This window comes from Dyella jejuensis, assembly GCF_044904675.1.
GTDB classification, from domain to species: Bacteria; Pseudomonadota; Gammaproteobacteria; order Xanthomonadales; family Rhodanobacteraceae; genus Dyella_B; species Dyella_B jejuensis.
Window position 1 is genome coordinate 116,530 of the sequence record NZ_JADIKJ010000012.1, and the last position, 21,274, is coordinate 137,803.

General features: G+C 63.2%; 17 protein-coding genes. 8 read left to right on the plus strand and 9 right to left on the minus strand.

The window, feature by feature from the left end:
• Nucleotides 1-282: 282 nt before the first annotated feature.
• The 5 genes from ISP15_RS11560 to ISP15_RS11580 form a co-directional block, all read right to left on the minus strand.
• Nucleotides 283-1,278 carry a diguanylate cyclase domain-containing protein gene (locus ISP15_RS11560; RefSeq protein WP_404547494.1) on the minus strand — a complete coding sequence of 332 codons (996 nt, stop codon included), beginning with the start codon at nt 1,276-1,278 and terminating at the stop codon, nt 283-285.
• Nucleotides 1,275-1,844, minus strand: a complete 570-nt coding sequence (locus tag ISP15_RS11565; protein ID WP_404547495.1) for a chemotaxis protein CheB — start codon at nt 1,842-1,844, stop codon at nt 1,275-1,277. Before ISP15_RS11565 ends, ISP15_RS11560 begins: the two co-directional genes overlap by 4 nt.
• A complete protein-coding gene (locus ISP15_RS11570) occupies nt 1,841-2,716 on the minus strand; it encodes a CheR family methyltransferase (RefSeq protein ID WP_404547496.1) in 876 nt (291 codons plus the stop codon). The genes ISP15_RS11565 and ISP15_RS11570 overlap by 4 nt, the downstream gene beginning before the upstream one ends.
• Nucleotides 2,701-6,333, minus strand: coding sequence for a response regulator (locus ISP15_RS11575; protein ID WP_404547497.1), 3,633 nt, complete (start codon nt 6,331-6,333; stop codon nt 2,701-2,703). Before ISP15_RS11575 ends, ISP15_RS11570 begins: the two co-directional genes overlap by 16 nt.
• 154 nt (nt 6,334-6,487) lie before the next feature.
• The gene (locus ISP15_RS11580; protein WP_404547498.1) at nt 6,488-8,089 is read right to left on the minus strand and encodes a peptide chain release factor 3; all 1,602 of its coding nucleotides are present in this window, start codon (nt 8,087-8,089) and stop codon (nt 6,488-6,490) included.
• Nucleotides 8,090-8,245: 156 nt separating this feature from the next.
• On the opposite strand from ISP15_RS11580, the gene ISP15_RS11585 reads away from it, so the two are divergent.
• Nucleotides 8,246-8,497 carry a hypothetical protein gene (locus ISP15_RS11585; protein ID WP_404547499.1) on the plus strand — a complete coding sequence of 84 codons (252 nt, stop codon included), beginning with the start codon at nt 8,246-8,248 and terminating at the stop codon, nt 8,495-8,497.
• Between the two features lie 60 nt (nt 8,498-8,557).
• Here ISP15_RS11585 and fusA read toward each other — a convergent pair whose 3' ends face one another.
• The 4 genes from fusA to ISP15_RS11605 all read right to left on the minus strand — a co-directional run bounded on the left by fusA (nt 8,558) and on the right by ISP15_RS11605 (nt 12,832).
• Entirely contained in the window at nt 8,558-10,714 is a 2,157-nt protein-coding gene (fusA, locus tag ISP15_RS11590; protein WP_404547500.1) for an elongation factor G, read from the minus strand.
• Between the two features lie 122 nt (nt 10,715-10,836).
• The gene (locus ISP15_RS11595) at nt 10,837-11,508 is read right to left on the minus strand and encodes a M24 family metallopeptidase (protein WP_404547501.1); all 672 of its coding nucleotides are present in this window, start codon (nt 11,506-11,508) and stop codon (nt 10,837-10,839) included.
• A gap of 5 nt (nt 11,509-11,513) precedes the next feature.
• On the minus strand, nt 11,514-11,876 hold the full coding sequence (locus tag ISP15_RS11600; protein WP_404547502.1) for a DUF1304 domain-containing protein: 363 nt from the start codon (nt 11,874-11,876) through the stop codon (nt 11,514-11,516).
• 20 nt (nt 11,877-11,896) lie between these two features.
• Complete coding sequence (locus ISP15_RS11605) at nt 11,897-12,832, minus strand: carbohydrate kinase family protein (protein WP_404547503.1); 936 nt, start codon at nt 12,830-12,832, stop codon at nt 11,897-11,899.
• A 352-nt stretch (nt 12,833-13,184) separates the two neighbouring features.
• Between ISP15_RS11605 and ISP15_RS11610 the strand changes: the two genes are divergently transcribed.
• The 7 genes from ISP15_RS11610 (at nt 13,185) to ISP15_RS11640 (ending at nt 21,230) form a co-directional block, all read left to right on the plus strand.
• The gene (locus tag ISP15_RS11610) at nt 13,185-14,231 is read left to right on the plus strand and encodes a rod shape-determining protein (RefSeq protein ID WP_404547504.1); all 1,047 of its coding nucleotides are present in this window, start codon (nt 13,185-13,187) and stop codon (nt 14,229-14,231) included.
• A 203-nt stretch (nt 14,232-14,434) separates the two neighbouring features.
• Nucleotides 14,435-15,460 (plus strand): rod shape-determining protein MreC, encoded by a 1,026-nt coding sequence (gene mreC / locus ISP15_RS11615; protein ID WP_404547505.1) that lies wholly within the window; start codon nt 14,435-14,437, stop codon nt 15,458-15,460.
• A complete protein-coding gene (gene mreD / locus ISP15_RS11620; protein WP_404547507.1) occupies nt 15,457-15,945 on the plus strand; it encodes a rod shape-determining protein MreD in 489 nt (162 codons plus the stop codon). The genes mreC and mreD overlap by 4 nt, the downstream gene beginning before the upstream one ends.
• Nucleotides 15,946-16,078: 133 nt before the next feature.
• Entirely contained in the window at nt 16,079-18,103 is a 2,025-nt protein-coding gene (gene mrdA, locus ISP15_RS11625; RefSeq protein WP_404547670.1) for a penicillin-binding protein 2, read from the plus strand.
• The gene (rodA, locus tag ISP15_RS11630; protein ID WP_404547508.1) at nt 18,100-19,215 is read left to right on the plus strand and encodes a rod shape-determining protein RodA; all 1,116 of its coding nucleotides are present in this window, start codon (nt 18,100-18,102) and stop codon (nt 19,213-19,215) included. Before mrdA ends, rodA begins: the two co-directional genes overlap by 4 nt.
• Nucleotides 19,216-19,368: 153 nt before the next feature.
• Nucleotides 19,369-20,313: a lytic murein transglycosylase B gene (mltB, locus tag ISP15_RS11635; RefSeq protein ID WP_404547509.1), complete on the plus strand. Its 945-nt coding sequence runs from the start codon at nt 19,369-19,371 to the stop codon at nt 20,311-20,313.
• Nucleotides 20,310-21,230, plus strand: coding sequence for a septal ring lytic transglycosylase RlpA family protein (locus ISP15_RS11640; RefSeq protein ID WP_404547510.1), 921 nt, complete (start codon nt 20,310-20,312; stop codon nt 21,228-21,230). The genes mltB and ISP15_RS11640 overlap by 4 nt, the downstream gene beginning before the upstream one ends.
• Nucleotides 21,231-21,274 lie beyond the last annotated feature (44 nt).

Here is a 21,274-nt window from a genome sequence, read left to right on the forward strand (position 1 = left end):
TTCATTGACCGGCGGCGGCTTCGGCCGCCGCCAGCGGAGCGTGCGGTAGGCGCGTCGTTGTTGTCATGGCCTATGCCGAAAGCCAATACGGCAAAATGACGATATGTGAGCGACGAATACAACAGCCAGCGCCGCCATGTCGTCGCTGTGGTCGGGGTACTGAAGGCGACGTTTCCCGACATGTAGCTCCCTTGGGGTTCCCCGCAGCAGGCTAGGGCCATGCCTGCGACGAGCGCAGCGCCCTATGCCACGCAGAAGCCGGCAAGTTGCCCACCGAGGTTTTCAGGACGCCAGCACGCAACTGTTCTTGCCGTTTTCCTTGACCTGGTATAGCGCACGGTCCGCGGCCTGAATGAGGGCTTCGTCGGAATCGACGGCTTCATTCCACAATGCGATCCCGATACTGGCGCTGACATGCGCAACGATATCGCCATGTTGACCGTGAAGCGGATACGGCTGTGCAAGCGTATCGCACAGATGCTGGCAACGCTCCATCAACGCCGGGAGATCACTGGCGTTCTCGAAGATAAGTGCGAATTCATCGCCGCCAAGGCGAGCGACCGTGTCGTGGACGCGCACGTGGTGGTTCAGGCGCGCGGCAATGGCTTGCAGCAATGCGTCGCCGGCAGGATGGCCGTGCGTATCGTTCACTGCCTTGAAGCCATCGATGTCCACCAGCGCCAGCGCAAAATGCTGGTCCTGTCGTGGGCCGCGCTGCATCGCCGAACGCAGCCGATCATGGAACAGCACGCGATTGGGCAGGCCGGTCAGCATGTCATGGGTTGCCTGATGGCGCACCTTGGCCTCGATGCGCTGGCGCTCGGCGATTTCCGCGTGCAGTTGCTCATTGCGTGCGAACAGTTCGTCCATGGCTTGCTGCAGTTGCATGCGCGCACTGTGCAACTCCAGGAATACGCGCACTTTCGACTGCAAGATCACGTCATTGATGGGCTTGGCGATGTAGTCGACCGCGCCGGAACGGTAGCCCTTGAGCCGGTTCAGATCGTCCGCGTAAGCGGCAGTGACGAAAATCACGGGGGTGTCGCGTAGCTGGTCCGCTTCGTTGAGTAGCGCCGCCACTTCGAATCCGTCCATGTCGGGCATGTTCACATCGAGCAGGATGAGCGCGAATTGCTGGTCCAGGCATAGCGACAACGCTTCGTTGCCGCTGCTGGCTTCGACCAGTTGCGCGCCGCAGTCGGCCAGCAGCCGGCGCATCGCCACCAAATTGGCGTGCGTATCATCGACCACCAGGATCTTGGGAGGAGACATGGTCATGCCAGGCACAGGCGGTTAAGCAAAGGGGCGATATCGGCAAGGGCAACGCAGTGATCCGCTCCGGCAGCGTCCAGCGCTGCCTGCGGCATGGCCGGCGCTTCCGCATCGGCGGGGGACTGCACCACGGCCAGGCCGCCGAGCTGGCGAATCCGCCGCAGGCCGTCGGCACCATCGGCATTGCCGCCGGTGAGGACCACGCCGACCAGTGTTTCGCGCCATGCCTCGGCGGCCGAGTGAAACATGACGTCGATGGACGGCCGCGCGTAATTCACGCGCGGATCGATCGACAGGGCGAAATGCAGATCGTTTTCCACCAGCAGATGGTAACCGCTGGGCGCCAGTTGCACGACGCCGGACTGCACAGAATGGCGCTCGGCCGCTTCCACTACGGGCAGCGCCGAAACACGCGCCAGTACCTCGCACAGCAGGCTCATGCTATCGGAACGGCTGTGGCAGCACACCAGGATGGCCTGCCGCAGCCGGCCGTCGAGGCCGCCTATCACCGCCTTGAGCGCATCCACGCCGCCAGCAGAGCAACCGATGACCAGGGCGGCTGGCGTGCTCATGGCTTGAGATGATCCGGTTGGCCGCTGAGACGATAGATGCGCATCGGTTCGTCGAAAGGTGAGAAATCCTCGGCGGAACTGGCGTAATCCAGGCTTTCGCGCAGGCCCAGGCACAGAAATCCACCGCGCACCAGGCTGTCCCGGAACAGGGAGAGCGCGCGATCCTGCAAGGGATTGGAAAAATAGATCAATACGTTGCGGCACAGGATCAGGTGCGCTTCGCAGAACACGCCGTCAGCCGCCAGGTTATGCGCAGCAAAGGTGACGTGACGTTGCAGGCGCTGATCGATCTTCAGCAGCTTATAGCGCGCGCTGTAATAGTCGGCCAGGGAGCGGCTGCCTCCGGAAGCGTGGTAGTTGCGTGACCATTGCTGTGCCTCCCGCGTCGAGTAAATGCCCTCGCGGGCCTGTTGCAGGGCGTACTCGCTGAGGTCGGTCGCAAAAATTTTCGAGCGCTCGTAGAGCTCGGCCTCTTCCAGCAGTATCGCCAGCGAATAGACCTCTTGCCCATGCGCGCAACCCGCCAGCCAGATATTGATCTGCGGATAGCAGGCCAGCAGCGGAAACACTTTCTCGAGCAAGGCGCGGAACATGGGCGGATCGCGAAACATGTCCGACGCGGGCACGGTGAGCCCCTCCAGTACGCTCGGCAGCAGCAATGGCTCGTGCATCACCCGTTCGATCAGGCCGCTGACGGTCTTGCATTCCAGTTGCTCGGCGAGTTGTTGCACGCGGCGCTTCAGCGAAGCGGGCGCGTATTGGCTGAAGTCATAGCCATGGCGGCGCTGCAGCGCCTGCACGAATAGCTCCACTTCGATGTTTTCCAGCTCTGGCGAGTACACGATCGGCCTATCGCTCAGTCGCGCAGCCACACGTGCATCATCGACGCCAGCTTGTCCACGTCGACCGGCTTGGGCAGGTAATCGCTGGCGCCGGCATCCAGGCATAGCTCGCGGTCGCCGCGCATGGCCTTGGCGGTAAGCGCGATGATCGGAAGGTTGGCGAATGCGGGCTGGGCGCGAATGGCCCGCATGGCTTCGTAGCCGTCCATGCCGGGCATCATGATATCCATCAGCACCAGTTCCATGTGCGGATTCTCGGCCAGCGTCTGCAATGCCTTGTGTCCATCCTGGGCCATGCTGACCTGCATGCCCCAGCCGCGGAGCACTTTGGAGAGCGCGAACAAGTTGCGCATATCGTCATCCACCAGCAGCACGTGATGGCCATTCAGGCCCTCATGGCTGGTTGGGGTCGGGATCGGTCCGGTTGCTGCTGCGCCGCGAATGCTATGCAGGAACAGGCTCACTTCGTCCAGCAGGCGTTCGGGTGAACGCGCGCCCTTGATGACGATGCTATCGGTGTATTGCCGGATGCGCAGGTTTTCCTCGCGGCTGAGCTCGCGGCCGGAATAGACCACCACCGGGGGAATACTGCCGCTGTTGGCGAGCTTTTCCAGCAAATCGATGCCCGACATGCCGGGAAGGCCAAGATCGAGCACGATGCAGTCGTAACCGGTATCGGTGATCTTCTGCAGCGCCTCTTCGCCGGACCCTGCTTCATCAATGGCCACATCGTCCTGGTTCAACAGAGTGCGCACGGCGCTGCGCGAACTGGCGTCGTCGTCCACCACCAGCAGATGCCGTGTACGGCCCTTGGCGAAATGGAGCAGACGCTCGAAGGCGTCGTTGATCGCCTCGCGCGTGACAGGCTTGGTCAGGAAGCCGACCGCGCCAAGCTCGCGCCCGCGCCCAGGTTCGTCGGTGGCGGACAGGAAATGCACCGGAATATGCCGCGTGGCCGGGTCAGCCTTGAGGCGCTCGATTACCGTCCAGCCGTCCATGCCCGGCAGCATGACGTCGAGCAGGATGCCCACCGGATGATAGCGGCGAGCCAGTTCAAGGCCGCTTTCGCCATCCGGCGCATGCAGCATCCGATGGCCTTTTTGCCGCACGATATCGGAGAGGATGCGTGCGAAAGCCATGTCATCCTCGACGATCAGGATGACGCTGTCACCAGCGGCGACGCGATCGCGATCGTCGTTTACGCCTTCGGTCGGCAGCAGTGCGCGCGTGACCGGCCGGGTCGCTGTGGCAGGCGCAACGGCAATGTCCGGTTCGACCGGCTCGCTGCGCTCGGGCAGCAGCAACACAAATTCGCTGCCCAGGCCGATCTCGCTGCGCAGGATGATATCGCCACCCAGCAATTCGGCCATGCGCCGCGAAATGCTCAGGCCCAGCCCCGTGCCGCCGAACTGCCGGCTGGTGCTGCTGTCGGCCTGCTCGAAGGCGTTGAAGATGCGTTCCAGCTTGTCCGGCGGTATGCCAATGCCGCTGTCTTTGACACTGATTGCCAAGAGCGGCTGGTCCTTCATCGCCGTGGGTAAGGGGAGGTCGCCGGCGGGCCGGCTGATGCAGACCCGGATCGAACCTTTGGGGGTGAACTTGAAGGCGTTGGCGAGCAGGTTATTGATGATCTGTTCCAGCCGGTTGGGATCGGTATGGATGCTGACCGGCAGTCCGTCGGCGAGAGCGACTTCGTATTCGAGCTTTTTTTCACGTGCGACGTGATCGAAATTCCGGCGCAGGCTGCGCGCCAGGTTCTGCAACGGATGGTCCATCAGCGACAATTCCATCTTGCCGGCTTCGATCTTGGACAGGTCCAGGATGTCGTTGATCAAGCGCAACAAGCTGGAGCCGGCATCATGGATGATGCGCGCCGATTCGATTTGCTCGGCGTCCAGATTGCCTTCGCGGTTGTCGGCCAGGCTGCGCGAAAGGATCAGCAAGCTATTCAGTGGCGTGCGCAGTTCGTGCGACATGTTGGCGAGGAATTCGCTCTTGTAGCGGCTGGCGCGCGCCAGTTCTTCCGCTTTCTGCGCCGTTTCCTGCTGCAGGGCTTCGAGCTGCTGCTTCTGGTGGCGCAGGGTATCGGTTTTCAGGCGCAGCTCTTCATTGGATGCCTGCAGTTCGTCGGCCTGCACGCGCAGCTCTTCTTCGGAGGCCAGCAGGCGCTGCGATTGTTCTTCCAGCTCGATGGTTTTGGCATGCAGTGTGTCGTTGGCTTCGCGCAATGCCTGTTGCTGCTGGCGCATGGTGACGCTGGAGATACGCAGTTCATCGGCTTGTTCGCGGGTTTGTTCGAGCAGGTCCTGGGTGCTTATCGCGCGATTGAGGTTTTCCAGCGTCAACGCGGCCATCGGCAGCAATTCGTCAAGCAATTGCTGGCCCCAGGGCGTGGGCGCGGCGAAGCCCGCGAACTCCAGCACGCCGACCAGCTGCTCGCGCAACAGCAGCGGCAAAATGGTGATGTGGTTTGGCAGCGCCGTGCCGCTGCCGGAGTCGATACGCAAGTAATTATCCGGCGCATGGTCCAGCATGATCGGCTGCCGCGAGGCGGCGCACTGGCCAACCAACCCTTCGCCGGGCATGTAGGCCTCGGGGCTGTTATGCAGGCGCAGCCCATAGCTGCCAAGCAGGTCGAGCCGATGGCTTGCCGCATCGTAGCCATAGAACAATGCGACGCCGGCCTGTACCAAAGGCGAAAGCTGGGTCACCAGCCGCTCGGCGAAATCGCGATGGCTGCCAGCCGCCTGCAGGCTGCCGGAAATGGAAGTGGCCTGATTCTTCAGCAAGGCCTGCTGTCCCGATTCGACGACCATTTGCTTGAATACTTGCAGCGCGCGCGAGATCTCGCCGATCTCGTCCAGCCGTTCAACCCCGCGGATCTCGATGGTGTGGTCGTGATTGGCCAGCCGGGTCATCAAGTCGGTCAGCCGGCGGATCGGGCGGCTGACCATGCGCGAGGTGAGCGAGATCACCAGCAGGCCCAGGGACAGGCCGATCAAGCCGGTGGCGATGTTTACATACAGCGTCTGCCGCAGCAGTGACTCCGCCTTGCGCGTGCGCACGGCCAGCAAATCACGCTCCGTAGCGCTCATTTCATCGAGGGCGTCGGTGTAATCCTCCACCCGTACCGTTCGGTGGGCCAGGTAGTCCGATTGGATGCGGGCTTCCTGCGCGGCTAGTTGCGGGTCATCTGGCTTGATGGCGGATTGGGGTGCGACGACCAGCTTTTGCAGCTCGAGATTCCACTGCGAAATCAGGGCCTGGATATGGTCGATGCGCAGTTGCTCGAGCGTACTGTCGGAAGTCAGCTCACGCAGCTGTTCGAGTTGTTCCTGGAACAGCTTGCCACTGCTATAGACACGTGCAAGTTCGGCCGGATGATGAGTCAGCAGGAAGCCGCGCAGGCCGATTTGCCCGGACAACGCCGTGCGTTGCAAGGTCTCGATCTGCAACAGCACCCGATAGGTATGCTCGGACCAGTGGCGTGTTTGCGCCTGCCGATCCTGCGAATCGAGGGTAATCACGCTGTTGGCCAGGAACAGGCTCAGCAGCAGGCCGATCGCCAGCATGATCTTGTGACGGATGGGCAGGTTGGCCAGCCACGAATATTTCCTGGGAGTCGACGTCACGCTGGAACTGGCCATGCGAAATCCCGCTAGGTGGCGATAAGTGCGCTCCTTGCCGCCGGCAAGCTCCGGGCGGCAGTCGCGGCAGCCAGATTAGCGAGATGCTCGGGCTGGCGGTAGCGGTCCCTCTGGTGAGGAACTGATGAAGGCCGCCGGGTGCGGCGGCCCTCTCTCAAACGTCGACGGAAGCCGCATGCTCGCGGGTGGCCGAGAAGCGGACGGCGGGCGAACGCTCCTGCGCCAGTTGCAGGTTGACGCGCGAAGGAGCGAGATAGACCAGCTCACCGGCCGCGTCGATACCGAGGTTCATGGCGTTCTTCTCGCGGAACTCTTCAAGCTTCTTCGCATCGTCGCAGTGCACCCAGCGGGCGGTGACCACGCCGACCGGCTCGAAGCTGGCATCCACGCCGTATTCATCCTTCAGGCGGTACGCCACCACGTCGAACTGCAGCACGCCGACCGCGCCCAGAATGAGGTCATTGCTCATCAACGGACGGAAAAACTGGGTTGCGCCCTCTTCGGAAAGTTGCGCCAGGCCCTTTTGCAACGCCTTCATCTTGAGGGGATCGCGCAAGCGCGCGCGGCGGAACAGTTCCGGCGCGAAGTTGGGAATGCCGGTGAAGCTGATCGCCTCGCCTTCGGTGAAGGTGTCGCCGATGCTGATGGTGCCGTGGTTATGCAGGCCGATCACGTCGCCCGGGTAGGCGCTCTCCACGATTTCACGGTCGCTGGCCATGAAGGTAAGCGCGTTGGCGATGCGCACTTCCTTGTTCGTGCGTGTCTGGATCATCTTCATGCCGGCGTTGTAGGTGCCCGAACACACGCGCATGAAGGCGACGCGATCGCGATGCGCCGGATCCATGTTCGCCTGGATCTTGAAAACGAAGCCCGTGAGCTTTTCTTCTGCTGGCGCTACCTCGCGACTGAGGGTGCCGCGCGGACGCGGCGCCGGCGCGTGTTCGACGAAGAAATCCAGCAGCAATTGCACGCCAAAGTTATTGACGGCCGAACCGAAGAACACCGGCGTCAGCTTGCCGGCCAGGTATTTGTCGAGCTCGAACGGATGCGAAGCGCCTTGCACCAGTTCCAGCTCCTCGCGCAGTTCATGGAGCGCTTCGGTACCCAATGCGGCTTCCAGTCCCGGCGCGTCGAGTCCCTTGAAGATGGTCGAATCCTGCCGTGTGAAATTCTTGCCCGGCTCGAAGACATGCACTTCGTCGAGCAACAGGTGGTACACCCCTTTCAGGCGCTTGCCCATGCCGATCGGCCAGGTGAGCGGCGCACAGGCAATGCCCAGCACGGATTCCACTTCGTCCAACAGTTCGATCGGCGAGCGCCCCTCGCGGTCGAGCTTGTTGATGAAGGTCATGATCGGCGTGTCGCGCAGGCGGCAAACTTCCATTAACTTGATCGTGCGCTCTTCCACGCCCTTGGCGCAGTCGATCACCATCAGCGCCGAATCTACCGCGGTGAGCACGCGATAGGTGTCTTCGGAGAAGTCTGCATGGCCGGGCGTGTCGAGCAGGTTGACGATTTTCCCTTCATAGGGAAATTGCATCACCGAGGAGGTCACCGAAATGCCGCGCTCCTTTTCGAGCGCCATCCAGTCCGAGGTGGCATGCCGTGCGGCCTTGCGCCCCTTCACCGAGCCGGCCATCTGGATGGCGCCGCCAAACAACAGCAGCTTCTCGGTAAGCGTGGTCTTGCCCGCATCAGGATGGCTGACGATGGCGAAGGTACGGCGGCGGCGGGTTTCTTCGAGATGGGCGGACATGGGCGGATCGGCTGGAACGTTAATCAGGGATTGTATCGTGGAAAGCCGGCATGGCCGCAGGCGCCGGGCGCCGCCGCCGTGTAATTGCCCTTGATGCTCTGGGGCCTGCCTGAATCTGGCGACTACTGGCCTTTTGAAACGCACGTGAGGAGACCGATGGCTACCGACTGGAAGTTAATTCGCGAAGTATTAGATACCGTGATCGACAGCTGTGAGCGCCTGGAGCGCAATGGTTATACCGGGCAGCACCGCGACATAAGCATCGATGTCGGCGAAAGCTCGGTGAGCGTCTGTGATTTCATGGTCAGCGCGTGGACGCTGCCGGAAAATGTGCTTTACCAGATCATCCGGCAGCGCACAAAGGCACAGAATGCGCGCCTGTTTGCCATGGATACGGCTGAAAGATAATGCACAAAAAAGCCCGGAGATCGCTCTCCGGGCTTCTTGCTTTGAGCTGGTCGCGAACGCTTACTTCGCTTCCTTCTCCATCAGCTTGGCGACCATGCTCGCCGGCACTTCTTCGTAATGGTCGAATTCCATCGTGAAGGTACCGCGGCCGCTGGTAGCCGAGCGCAGGAAGTTGATGTAGCCGAACATTTCCGCCAGCGGCACGAAACCCTGCACGAAGGCGTTGGTGCCCTTCTGGCCCTGGTCGCTCACCGAGCCGCGACGGCGGTTGATGTCGCCGATCACATCGCCCAGATAATCGGCCTCGGTCACGACTTCGAGCTTCATCACCGGCTCGAGCAGCTTGGGCTTGGACATTCTCTGCGCCTCGCGGAAGCAGGCGCGGCCAGCGATTTCGAAGGCAAGTGCCGAGGAGTCCACGTCATGGTACTTGCCGTCAACCAGGCGTGCCTTGAAGTCCAGCACTTCATAGCCGGCGACCTGGCCCTGGCGGGATTCCACCGTAATGGAATGTTCCACTGCCGGGATGTATTCGCGCGGCACGCGGCCGCCGACGATCTCGTCGGAGAACACCACGCCGCTGCCCGGTTCGCCCGGCTCGAAAATCATCTTCACTTCGGCGAACTGGCCCGAGCCACCGGACTGCTTCTTGTGCGTGTAGGTGTGCTCGACCGGCTGGCCGAACGCTTCGCGGAAGCTGACCTTGGGCTTGCCCATGTTCGCATCCACGCCCAGCTCGGTGCGCATGCGGTCGATGGTGATTTCCAGATGCAATTCGCCCATGCCCTTGAGCACGGTCTGGCCGGTTTCCTGGTCCACTTCCATGCGCAGCGACGGATCGGCCTTCACCATCTTGTAGAGCGCGGTGGACAGCTTGTCGATGTCGTTGCGGCTCTTCGGTTCCACGGCCACGCTGATCACCGGGTCGGGGAAGCGCATGCGCTCGAGCAGGGCCGGATGGGCCGGATCGGAGAGCGAGTCGCCGGTCTCGGTTTCCTTCATCGAGACGAACGCGCAGATGTCGCCCGCGCGCACTTCTTCGATGTCCTTGGTGGCATTGGCCTGCACTTCCACGATGCGGCCCACGCGCTCTTTCTTGCCGCGCGTGACGTTGAGCAGGGTGTCGCCCTTCTTGATCACGCCCGAGTAGATGCGGCAGAAGGTGAGGGTGCCGAATTGGTCGTTGATGACCTTGAAGGCCAGCGCACGCGCCGGAGCTTCGTCGAGCACGCCCTGTTCGCCGATCACGTGGCCGTCTTCGTCGACCATGGAGATGCCGCCGTTCTCGCCCGGGAAAGGCATGTAGTCGATGACGGCGTCGAGCAACTGCTGCACGCCCTTGTTGCGATAGGAAGAGCCGCAGAATACCGGCACCAGCTTGCCTTGCACGCAGCCCTTGCGGATGCACTTCTTCAGCAGCTCGATGCTGAAATCGCCGCTCTTCATGAAGGTTTCGACGTCGCCGGCATGCAGCAGCTTGTCGAACGCCTCGTCGTCCATTTCCAGCGCCTTCTCGATGGTTTCATCGCGCAGCGAGGCCAGGTTGGCGACCCATTCCTGGTCGGCGGTGGCCGTGAAGTTCACTTTGCTGGCGACCTCTTCCAGAGGCACGGTATCCCACGGGCTGTCCTTGTCGTGGCCTTTCCAGATGTAGCCCACGCCGGCGATCAGGTCGACCATGCCGATGAATTCGTCGTGGCTGCCCAGCGGTACCTGGCACAGCAGGGCGTTGGCGCCCAGGCGCTCCTTGATGCCCTTCACGCAATGCGCGAAGTTGGCGCCGATGCGGTCCATCTTGTTGACGTAGCACACGCGCGGCACGTTGTACTGGTCGGCCAGGCGCCAGTTGGTCTCGGTCTGCGGCTCCACGCCGGCCACGCCGTCGAACACCACCACGGCGCCGTCGAGCACGCGCAGCGAGCGGTTCACTTCGATGGTGAAGTCGACATGCCCCGGGGTATCGATCACGTTGATCTGGTGGCCTTTCCACTCGGTGGACACGGCAGCGGACTGGATGGTGATGCCGCGCTTGCGTTCCTGCTCGAGGTAATCGGTGGTGGTCGAGCCCTTGCCGTCCTTCGTGTCGTGCACGTCGACGATCTGATGCTTTTTACCGGTGTAGTAGAGCACGCGCTCGGTCGTGGTGGTCTTGCCGGCGTCGATGTGCGCGATGATGCCGATATTGCGATAGAGGCTTAGAGGTTTTTGGCGGGCCACAGTCTTGGTTCCGTAGTAAAAGTCGATGTCAAACAGGGGGCGGACAATCCATCCACTGTCCGCAGCGTACGTTTCAAATGTGCATTCGGCGTTGCCGAGGCTGGCTGGCCGCTTGCGCCATATCAGTGCGCAGGGTCGGCCAGCAGGTCCTCGTAGAAAGCGCCGAACGGTTCGGTCGGATGCGCGATCTGGATTTCCAGGATCCACAAGCCCCTGGAGGGGTTGTGCTCGAAATCGCCCAGATCGCCGCCCTGGTGTACCGAGTGCGGAAAATCGCTGACGCGATGGCCCTTGATGGCATGGTTGAAACGCCAGCCCATCGCCTCGGCGCGCTCATGGGCGTAATTATACAACGTGTGGCCGCTCAAGCCCTCGTTGCTCCATTTGCCCGCCACGTCACGGAACAGGTCGCGGGCCGCCTGGGCGCAGGCTTGCCGTTCCGGCGCGTGGCCAACCGCGAAAGTATCGCCGACGTCGCCTTCATGGCCGTTGAACACCAGGCCGAGGTCGATGAAATAAATATCGTTCTCCCCCAGGCGAACGTCCGGCAGCGAGCGCTGGCGATAGGTCCTGGTGGTGTTCGGGCCAATGCGGATGATCACCGGATGCCACAGCCGTTCCATGCCCAGGTCGCTGAATACCTCGGCGGCTTGGGCCCTGGCTTCGTCCTCGCTGATGCCCGGCTGCATGCGTTCGCGGATGCCGTGCAACGCTGCCCAGCTCAGCCGGCGCGCCTCCTGCATGAGGACCGGGTCGAATCGCCCTCCGACAGCTTCACGATGGTCAAGGGTCATGGCGATCAGCCCGCTACCAGAACCAGGGCGAGCCCGATCGCGGCGGGCAGCGCCTGGATCCACAGCACCTTGCGGGTGGCGGTAAGGCCGCCATAAAGGCCCGCGACCAGCACGCATGCGAGGAAAAAGATCTTTACATGCCGCCCTTCGGCTCCGCCGAGGAGCAGCCCCCAGGCCAGGCCGGCCGCAAGGAAACCGTTGTAGAGCCCCTGATTGGCGGCCAGCACCTTGGTCTGGGCTGCGTAATCGGGGGTGATGCCGAACGCACGCAATCCGACGGGTTTGTCCCAAAGCAGCATTTCCAGCACCAGGAACCACCCATGCATCAGCGCGATGAGGGCAACCACGAGGCTGGCGACGATCGACATGCTGTTCTCCCGTGCGCCGTTCAGGCCAGCGCGTAGCCGAACTGTTCCTGGAACTGGGCGGCGAATTCGTCGTAGGTGAAATGCTGGTTCTGGGTGCCGGGATGCTCGACTTTCAGCGCGCCCATCAGCGAAGCCATGCGGCCGATGGTAGGCCAGTCCAGTCCCTTCATGATGCCGAAGATCAGGCCGGCCCGGTACGCATCGCCGCAACCGGTGGGATCGACGACCTGGCGTTCGCGCGCCGGCGGTATTTCGTGCGTGGTGTCACCGGCGTGGATCAGCGAGCCGCGCGGGCCGAGCGTCACGATATAAGCCTTGACCCGCGCGGCGATCTCCGCGGCGCTCCAGCCGGTACGCTGTTGCAGCAGTTGCGATTCGTAGTCGTTGACGATCACGTAGGTGGATTTCTCGATCATCGCCCGGAATTCCTCGCCGTTGAACAGCGGCATGGCCTGGCCCGGATCGAACACGAATGGCACGCCGCGCGCGGCGAATTCCTCCACATGCTGGAGCATGGCTTCGCGGCCATCCGGCGCGACGATGCCGAAGCTGATCTGGGGAATGTTGCGGACGTGGTTCTCGTGCGCGCTCGACATCGCGCCCGGATGGAAGGCGGTGATCTGGTTGTTGTCCAGGTCGGTGGTGATGAAGCATTGCGGCGTGAACTGTTCTTCGAACACGCGGATGCAATCGAGGCGGATACCGCACTTTTCCAGGTGTTCGCGATACGGCGCGAAATCCTGGCCCACCGCGGCCACCGGCAAGGGATCGCCGCCGAGCAGCTTCAGGTTATAGGCGATATTGCCGGCACAGCCGCCGAATTCGCGGCGCATGCGCGGTACCAGGAACGACACGTTCAGGATGTGCACCTGGTCCGGAATGATGTGGTTCTTGAACTGGTCCTGGAACACCATGATGGTGTCGTAGGCAAGCGATCCGCAGATGACGGCAGACATGTTGATGGACGGTCCGGATAGGAGGGCTGGGCGTGGCGGGGCCACGGCGACAAACGCAGCATCCTAACGGTTGAGCCGGGAACGGGAAACAGGGCGCGGCATACGACGCCGGAAACGGCAGGCGGACGAGCGTCACTATTGCTCTGCGGCCCCGTAGCCTTGCAGTGGGCAAAGCAAGCGGCGGCCAGACGCTGCTCTGATTGCGCGCGAAGCACCGCGCGGGTTTCGTGTTCATGGCCGGGTTCCCCAGCAAAAACAAGCCTTTCTTAACGAGAATGTCCTTGCGGCCCGGGGGTTTGCTTACTAGACTGGCGCGCTTACTTTTTAGCCAGAGTCGACACGCGGCGGACCCATGTTCAAGAAGTTTCGCGGGATGTTTTCGAACGATGTATCCATCGACCTTGGCACGGCCAATACGCTTATTTATGTAAGGGGTCAGGGCATCGTCCTGAACGAACCTTCCGTCGTGGCGATCCGCCAGGATCGTGGTCCGGGCGGTCCGCGCACCGTGGCCGCGGTCGGTGGCGATGCCAAGCGCATGCTGGGACGCACCCCGGGCAACATCGCCACCGTGCGCCCGATGAAGGATGGCGTGATCGCCGACTTCACCATGACCGAGGCGATGCTGCAGCATTTCATCCGCCAGGTGCACCGCTCGCGCCTGCTGCGGCCCAGTCCGCGCGTGCTGGTCTGCGTGCCCTGCGGTTCCACGCAGGTGGAGCGTCGTGCAATCAAGGAATCGGCCGAAGGCGCCGGCGCCCGCGACGTGTTCCTGATCGAGGAGCCGATGGCCGCTGCGATCGGCGCCGGCATCCCGGTGCACGAGGCGCGCGGTTCGATGGTGCTGGATATCGGCGGCGGCACGTCCGAAGTAGCGGTGATCTCGCTCAACGGCATCGTTTACTCGCAGTCGGTGCGCGTGGGCGGCGACCGCTTCGACGAAGCCATCATCAATTACGTTCGCCGCAACCACGGCACGCTGATCGGCGAATCCACCGCCGAGCGCATCAAGCTGGAGATCGGCTGCGCCTTTCCGCAGAGCCAGGTCAAGGAGATCGAGATCTCCGGCCGCAACCTGGCCGAAGGTGTGCCGCGCATGTTCACGATCAACTCCAACGAGATCCTGGAGGCTCTGCACGAGCCGCTCGCCGGCATCGTGGCGGCAGTGAAAGCCGCGCTGGAACAGACGCCGCCGGAATTGTGTTCGGACGTGGCCGAGCGCGGTATCGTGCTCACCGGTGGCGGCGCCTTGCTGCGCGACCTCGATCGCCTGCTTTCCGAAGAAACCGGCTTGCACGTGCAGGTGGCGGACGATCCGTTGACCTGCGTCGCGCGCGGCGGCGGCAAGGCGCTGGAACTGATCGACCAGCACGGCAGCGATTTCTTCGCGCCGGAATAACTGTCCTCGCCCGCGAGGATTCATTACTCCCTCTCCGTCGGAGAGGGAAGGGTGAGGGGGCCAAGGCTTGCGTCAATGTCGATTCGAAGCGCATTAGAAAAAGCACGCTCAGGCAGCTGGTATCCCGCAAGGTCGTTCCCTCACCCCAACCCTTTCCCTTCGGGGGAGCGGGAGTTGGTACGTGGCGAGTATGAGGTCCGCGCATGCCACTAAGCCGCGAGGAATCCTCGCCCCTGTTTGCCGGCACCGCTGCCGGCACGTTGCGGCTGATTTTCTACCTGGCGCTGGCTGGGGTGCTGATGGTGCTGGATCATCGCAATGGCTGGTTGTGGCGCCTGCGCTATACCACCGCGATCGTGGTCGAACCGGTCTATCGGTTGGCCAGCCTGCCCGTCGACGGCATGCACGCACTGGGCGTGGCTTTCGCCGATCGTCGCCTGTTGACCGAACAGAACCAGCGGCTGCGCGAAGACCTGCTGCTGGCCAATGCCAAGCTCAATCGCCTGGCCGCCGTGGCGCAACAGAACCAGCGCCTGAAGGAACTGCTCGATACCCAGCGCAGTCTGGAATTGCACGTGCAGATGGCACGTGTGATTGGCGTGGACATGGGCGCTTTCCGGCATCGCATGATGATCAACCTGGGCGCGCGCGACGGCATCAAGGCCGGGCAGCCGGTGATCGACGCACATGGCGTGATGGGCCAGATCGTCGATGTGCTGCCCACCTCTGCAAACGTGATGCTGGTGACCGATCCGGACCATGCCTTGCCGGTGGTGGTCGAGCGCACCGGATTGCGTACTGTCGCCTACGGCTCTCGCAACGGCGAACAGCTCACACTGCCGACGATACCGATGGCGGCCGATGTGCGTGTCGGTGACAAGCTGCTTACCTCCGGCCTGGGCGGCCGTTTCCCGCAGGGTTTCCCGGTGGGCGAAATCCGCAGCGTCGATCCGGCCTCGAACGGCATGTTCCTCGAAGCCCATGCCTTGCCCAGCGCCGATCTGGATCGCAGCGACGAAGTGCTGGTGCTGCACGATTTGGCTGAGCCGGCCGGCCCGCCGCCGCCGCCATCGCCGGTCGGTCCGCCAGCCGATGAGGCGCCGGCACCCGCTGCCTCGGCCGCGCTGCCGCGCGCCGTCGTGCCAGCCACGTCGAACAAGCCGGCCGCGCCGCAGCCGGTCAGGGCCGCGCCTGCAGCAACGTCATCAGCAGGAGCGCCGCGGACATGAGCCGTCAGCGAATCTCATTCTGGTGGTTCATCGGCACGTTGGGAGCTGCCCTGATCTTGATGCTGGTGCCGCTGCCGCACGTGCTTGAGCCGTTCAAGCCGTATTGGCCAGCGCTGGTATTGCTGTACTGGGCGCTCGAATCGGGAGACCAGCGTGTGACGCTGGGAGTGGCGTTCGTCCTGGGCATCTGCGCCGACTTGCTGACCGGCGTGCTGCTGGGCGAGCAGGCGCTGCGCTTGTGCGTGCTGGCGTTCATCGCCCTGCGTTTTCGCTCGCGGCTGCGGTTCTTCCCGATGTGGCAGCAGACGTTGGCGGTGCTGGCGCTGCTGCTCAACGATCGCTTCCTGCTGCTGGTCGTGCGGGCCTTCGCGGGAGAGGCAACGCCACCGGCGCTATGGTGGGCATCACCGTTCGTCAGCGCGGCACTGTGGCCGTTCCTGTTCCTGTTGCTCGACGATCTGCGGATGCGGTTGAGGCTGGCATGACGGTCGCGAACAGGAAGTCGGGAATTGGCGCCAGGAACAGCGCGCCTGCCGATTCCGCGTCGCTTGCCGGGCGGCGCGCGCGGGCCGGTACTGGCGTTCTTGCCCGCTGCCCGGTGACCAGGAGCCACACGTGGTGACCCGGTTGCGCCGCTTCAAGGACACGCGCGGCGAAGGCGAGCTGTTCCGGCGCCGTGCGCTGGCCGGCTTTGCGCTGATCCTGCTTGGGTTGTGCGCCCTGGTGGGCCGCTACGTGTTCCTGCAGGTGCTGCATCACGACGAATTCGCCACGCGCTCGGTCAACAACAGCGTGAAGCCGCGTGCGATCCCGCCTGCGCGCGGGCTGATCTACGATCGCAACGGCGTGTTGCTGGCCGACAACGTGCCGGCTTTCCGGCTGGAAGTACGGCCGGACCAGGTGCAGAACATGAACGCGATGCTTGCCGAACTGGGCAGGGTCGTACCGCTGGACCAGGACGACCTCGACGCTTTCCGCAAGCAGCTCAAGCAGTCGCGCCACTTCGACAGCGTACCGTTGAAATTGCGCCTCACCGAGGACGACATCGCGCGCTTCGCGGTCAATCGCTGGCGGTTCCCTGGCGTGGACGTGGTGCCGTATCTCACGCGCCAGTATCCATTCGGATCGTTGTTCGCCCACGTCGTCGGCTACGTCAGCCGTATCGATGCGGACGACCAGGAGCGGCTCGATCCCGATCGCTACAAGGGCACCACGCATATCGGACGCATCGGCCTGGAGCGCTCCTACGAGGACATGCTGCATGGCACGCCGGGCTACGAACTGGACGAAGTGAATGCCGACGGGCGTATCCAGCGCGTCCTGAAGACCGATCCGCCCACCCCCGGCAAGAACCTCTATCTCAGCATCGACGCACGCATCCAGAAGGCCGCGCAGGATGCGTTCGAGGGCAGGCCCGGCGCGGCGGTGGCGATTGACCCGCGCAATGGCCAGGTGCTGGCGATGGTCAGCGTGCCCTCGTTCGATCCGAACCTGTTCGTCAACGGCATCAGCCAGGCGGACTACAAAACGCTGATCACCGATCCCGCCAAACCGCTGCTCAATCGTGCGTTGAAGGGAGCCTATCCTCCCGGCTCGACGGTAAAGCCGTTCATCGGGCTGGCTGGCCTGGAATACGGCCTGCGCACGCCGCTGGACGCAGTACTCTCCACGGGCGTGTTCTACATTCCGGGCCAGGCGCGCGGCTATCGCGACGACGTGCGCGGTGGCGTGGGTATGACCAATCTCTATAAAGCGATCTACGCCTCGGTCAATACGTATTTCTATAAGCTTGCGCTGGACCTGGGCATCGACCGCGTCAGCGAGTTCATGGGTTCCTACGGATTCGGACACCCCACCGGCGTCGACTTGCCCGGCGAAGTGTCCGGCGTGCTGCCCTCGCGCGCATGGAAGGCCAGGCATTCACCCAAGGAGCCGAACTGGTACCCCGGCGAGACGGTGATTACAGGTATCGGCCAAGGCTATTGGTCAGTCACGGCGCTGCAACTGGCGCATGCGCTGGCAACGTTTGCCGGCCGCGGCGTGCCTTATGCACCGCGCGTCGTGATGTCGACCGCGGAGGTGGGCAAGTCGCCGTCGCCGTTGCCCAACCCGCCCACCGGGCCCTCCCTGATCAAGAACATGAAGGATTGGGAAGCAGTGAACGAGGGCATGCAGATGGTGATCTACAGCAGCGATCCGTTGGCGACGGGCTACAAGATCAAGCTGGGCCAGGGCTTTCCCTACCGCATCGCAGGCAAGAGCGGTACCGCCGAGCGTTTCTCGCGCACCAGCGATGCCTACAATGAGAACCGCAACACGGCCTATCTTGCCGCGCGCCACCGTGCCTGGTTTGAAGCGTTCACGCCCGCGGAGGATCCGCGCATTGCCGTGGCCGTGGTGCTCGAGGCAGGGGCGTGGGGTGCGGATGATGCCGGCCCGATCGCGCGCAAGATTTTCGATGCATGGCTGGCGACCCAGGGTGGCGCGGTTCCGCCGAACAAGCCCTGGCCGGAGTCGGGCGTGGCGTCCGCGCCGGCTTCGGTCACGAGCACGGGCGAGCCCGCGGGCGTCATGCCGGAAGATACGCCACAGGGCGATACGCCGGCGCCGGATAGCTCGAGCGCAGGAGACGATTCCCAATGATCGATACCTGGCGCACGCGGCTGCACCGGTTTGCGCGGCGCATCTGGGCGCGTCCGCGCATCGACCTGCCATTGACCTTCGCGCTGGTGGTGCTATGTGGCGTGGGCCTGGTAACGCTGTACAGCGCCAGCGAAGCGAATCTCTCGCTGGTAGGGGGGCAGGCCGCGCGCTTCGTACTGGGTGGCATCTTCATCATGCTGATGTCGCGCATTCCACCTTCCATGCTGCGCAATTGGACGCCCTGGCTCTACCTCGGCAGCACGGTGCTGCTGGTCGTGGTGGCGGTACTGGGCGAAGGCCGTGGCGCCGATCGCTGGCTCAACCTGGGCATCATGCGTTTCCAGCCTTCCGAGCTGATGAAGCTGACCATGCCGATGATGGTGGCCTGGTATCTGCATCCCCGACAGTTACCGCCGCGCTGGAAGGATATCGTGACAGTCGGCGTGATGATTGCCATCCCGGCCGGTTTGATCGCCAAGCAGCCTGATCTGGGTACCGCGCTGCTGGTCTCGGCGGCCGGCGCGTTCGCGCTGTTCCTGTCCGGCATGGCCTGGTGGCGGATCGGCGCGTTGCTCGCGGCGGCGGCGGCGATGGTGCCGATCGCTTGGCATTTCATGCACCAATACCAACGCGACCGCATCCTTACCATGCTCAACCCGGAGTCCGATCCGCTCGGCAACGGCTGGCACATCATCCAGTCGCAGATCGCGGTCGGTTCGGGCGGCATCTTTGGCAAGGGCTTCGAACAGGGCACCCAGTCGCGGCTGGATTTCCTTCCCGAGCACACCACTGACTTCATTTTTGCCGTGTTCTGCGAAGAGTTCGGACTGATCGGCGTATGCGCGATCCTGGTGCTGTACGCCTTCATCATCGGTCGCTGCCTGTGGATCGCCATGCAGGCGCGCGATACTTATTCGCGCTTGCTCGCCGGCGCGATCGGCATGAGCTTCTTCGTCTACGTATTCGTCAACGGCGGCATGGTGGCGGGCCTGCTGCCGGTGGTGGGTGTGCCGATGCCGATGGTCAGCTACGGAGGTACCTCGGCGGTATCGTTGCTGGTGGGTTTCGGTGTGCTGATGTCGATCTATGCCAATCGCAAGGTGCATGACTAAGGAGCATGCCGTGCCTGCACGCATCGTTCTGGCACGGGCGTCGTCGCCACTGTTCGTTCCCTGTTTTTCCCCGCGAACAAGTCGATTGAGCGTGTTACGCTCCCAGCCATGAAAGGACGATTTTTTTTCGCACTCGCAGCGTTGTGTTGTGCAATGCCCGTTGCCGCCCAGGCCGGGCATCCGGGCCAGCAGCAGCTCGTGCAGGAAGTGGCGAAAGATACGGGCAAGGATCCGGCCACCTTGAATGCCTTGCTCGACGGCGCGAAAAAACAGCAAAGCATCCTCGACGCGATCAGCCGTCCGGCCGAAGCCAAGCCGTGGAGCGATTACCGGCAGATCTTCCTGACGCCGGCGCGCATCGAGGCGGGCATCGAATTTTATCGCGAGCACCAGGCCCTGCTCGACAAGATCGGCACGCAATATGGCGTGGCGCCGCAATACATCGTCGCGATTCTGGGCGTGGAAACTTTCTACGGGCGCAATACCGGCAAGTACAAGGTACTCGACGCGCTGGTCACGCTCGGCTTGTATTACCCGCCGCGCGCCGCTTTTTTCCGTGACCAGCTCAAGACCCTGCTGGAGCTGCCGGACAACCGGCTCGCCGGTCCGCTCGATAGCCTCACCGGCTCCTACGCCGGCGCGCAGGGCTGGGGACAGTTCATGCCCGGCAGCATCCGCGATTACGCGGTCGATGAAGATGGCGATGGCCGGATCGATCTGCAAAATTCGTTGCCCGACATCCTCGCCAGCGTGGCCAATTATTTTGCCAAGCACGGCTGGGTCACCGGCGGTCCGGTAGCGGCGCGCGCGCAACCCGACGTCGCGGCAAAGCCGCTGTCGGTGAAAGATTCCACGCCGCAATGGACTGTCGAGCAACTGGAAGCCTGGGGCTACGCGCCGTTGCAGCGCCTGGACCCCGGCGCGTCCAGCAGCCTGCAGACGTTCCAGGCCGCGAATGGTCCGGAATACTGGTTCACCTTCCAGAATTTCTACGTGATCACCCGCTACAACCGTAGCCCGATGTACGCGATGGCGGTGAACCAGCTCGCCCAGGCCATCGTGGACGGCGTCAACGACCAGGAAAGCGCCGCCCGATGAGAACGGCCTGGCGCTTGCCATGGCTGCTCGCGACCGCGTTGGCGCTGGTCGGATGCGGCGGCCATCGCAGCGCGCGTCCTTATTCGTCTTCCTCGCGTGCCGGCAGCGGTAGTGGTGGCTCTTACGATGCCGGGGGCGTCAACGATGACACCAGCCGGCCGCAGAGCAGCCGCTATCGAAGCAACAGCGACAGCGTTCCGGATGGCCCGCCACCCGACGTCAGCAAGCTGCCCGAGCCGGTGCCCAAGGTCGAGCCGCGCTCGCTGTACGGCAACAAATCGCCCTACAGCGTGCTGGGCCAAACGTATAGCGTGTTGCCCTCGGCGCGCGGCTATGACGAGCGCGGCATCGCATCGTTCTACGGCAGCAAGTTCCATGGCTACAAGACCTCGAACCTCGAGGACTACGACATGTACAAATTCACCGCTGCGAGCAAGGTGCTGCCGCTGCCCAGCTACGCGCGGGTGACCAATCTGGAGAACGGCAAGAGCGTGATCGTGCGCGTCAACGATCGCGGCCCGTTCCATGCGGACCGCGTGATCGATCTGTCCTATGCCGCGGCCGTGAAGATCGGCGTGTGGCCCAAGGGCACGGGCCTGGTGGAAGTGCAGGGCATCGATCCGTCGGCACCAGCGGCGAGCGAAGCGCCACCGCCGCCGGTGGTCACGCCGGCAACGCCGCGTCCGGGTATCTATTTGCAGGTAGGCGCATTCTCCGATCCGGCCAATGCCGAGCATGTCGCCGCGCAGTTGCGGGTGGCGAATTTCGCTCCGGTGCAGGTGATGGATGCGACCATTGCCGGCCGGCTGGTGCATCGCGTGCGGGTTGGCCCCCTGACGGACGTGGACAGCGCGGACCAGGTCAGTGCGCAGATTGAAAAAATGGGCCTGCCGCACCCGCAGGTCGCGGTAGACTGAGCGTTTTCCAAGACAACTGGCGCATCGCGCCAATGAATTAGCAA

What these genes read in the sequence shown, in the direction of transcription:
- mreC (WP_404547505.1), top strand. Translation starts at nt 14,435, where the DNA reads ATGCCACTAAGCCGCGAGGAATCCTCGCCCCTGTTTGCCGGCACCGCT.
- ISP15_RS11575 (WP_404547497.1), bottom strand. Translation starts at nt 6,333, where the DNA reads ATGGCCAGTTCCAGCGTGACGTCGACTCCCAGGAAATATTCGTGGCTG.
- ISP15_RS11600 (WP_404547502.1), bottom strand. Translation starts at nt 11,876, where the DNA reads ATGTCGATCGTCGCCAGCCTCGTGGTTGCCCTCATCGCGCTGATGCAT.
- mltB (WP_404547509.1), top strand. Translation starts at nt 19,369, where the DNA reads ATGCCCGTTGCCGCCCAGGCCGGGCATCCGGGCCAGCAGCAGCTCGTG.
- ISP15_RS11595 (WP_404547501.1), bottom strand. Translation starts at nt 11,508, where the DNA reads ATGACCCTTGACCATCGTGAAGCTGTCGGAGGGCGATTCGACCCGGTC.
- ISP15_RS11580 (WP_404547498.1), bottom strand. Translation starts at nt 8,089, where the DNA reads ATGTCCGCCCATCTCGAAGAAACCCGCCGCCGCCGTACCTTCGCCATC.
- ISP15_RS11560 (WP_404547494.1), bottom strand. Translation starts at nt 1,278, where the DNA reads ATGACCATGTCTCCTCCCAAGATCCTGGTGGTCGATGATACGCACGCC.
- ISP15_RS11640 (WP_404547510.1), top strand. Translation starts at nt 20,310, where the DNA reads ATGAGAACGGCCTGGCGCTTGCCATGGCTGCTCGCGACCGCGTTGGCG.
- mreD (WP_404547507.1), top strand. Translation starts at nt 15,457, where the DNA reads ATGAGCCGTCAGCGAATCTCATTCTGGTGGTTCATCGGCACGTTGGGA.
- ISP15_RS11565 (WP_404547495.1), bottom strand. Translation starts at nt 1,844, where the DNA reads ATGAGCACGCCAGCCGCCCTGGTCATCGGTTGCTCTGCTGGCGGCGTG.
- ISP15_RS11585 (WP_404547499.1), top strand. Translation starts at nt 8,246, where the DNA reads ATGGCTACCGACTGGAAGTTAATTCGCGAAGTATTAGATACCGTGATC.
- ISP15_RS11610 (WP_404547504.1), top strand. Translation starts at nt 13,185, where the DNA reads ATGTTCAAGAAGTTTCGCGGGATGTTTTCGAACGATGTATCCATCGAC.
- ISP15_RS11605 (WP_404547503.1), bottom strand. Translation starts at nt 12,832, where the DNA reads ATGTCTGCCGTCATCTGCGGATCGCTTGCCTACGACACCATCATGGTG.
- rodA (WP_404547508.1), top strand. Translation starts at nt 18,100, where the DNA reads ATGATCGATACCTGGCGCACGCGGCTGCACCGGTTTGCGCGGCGCATC.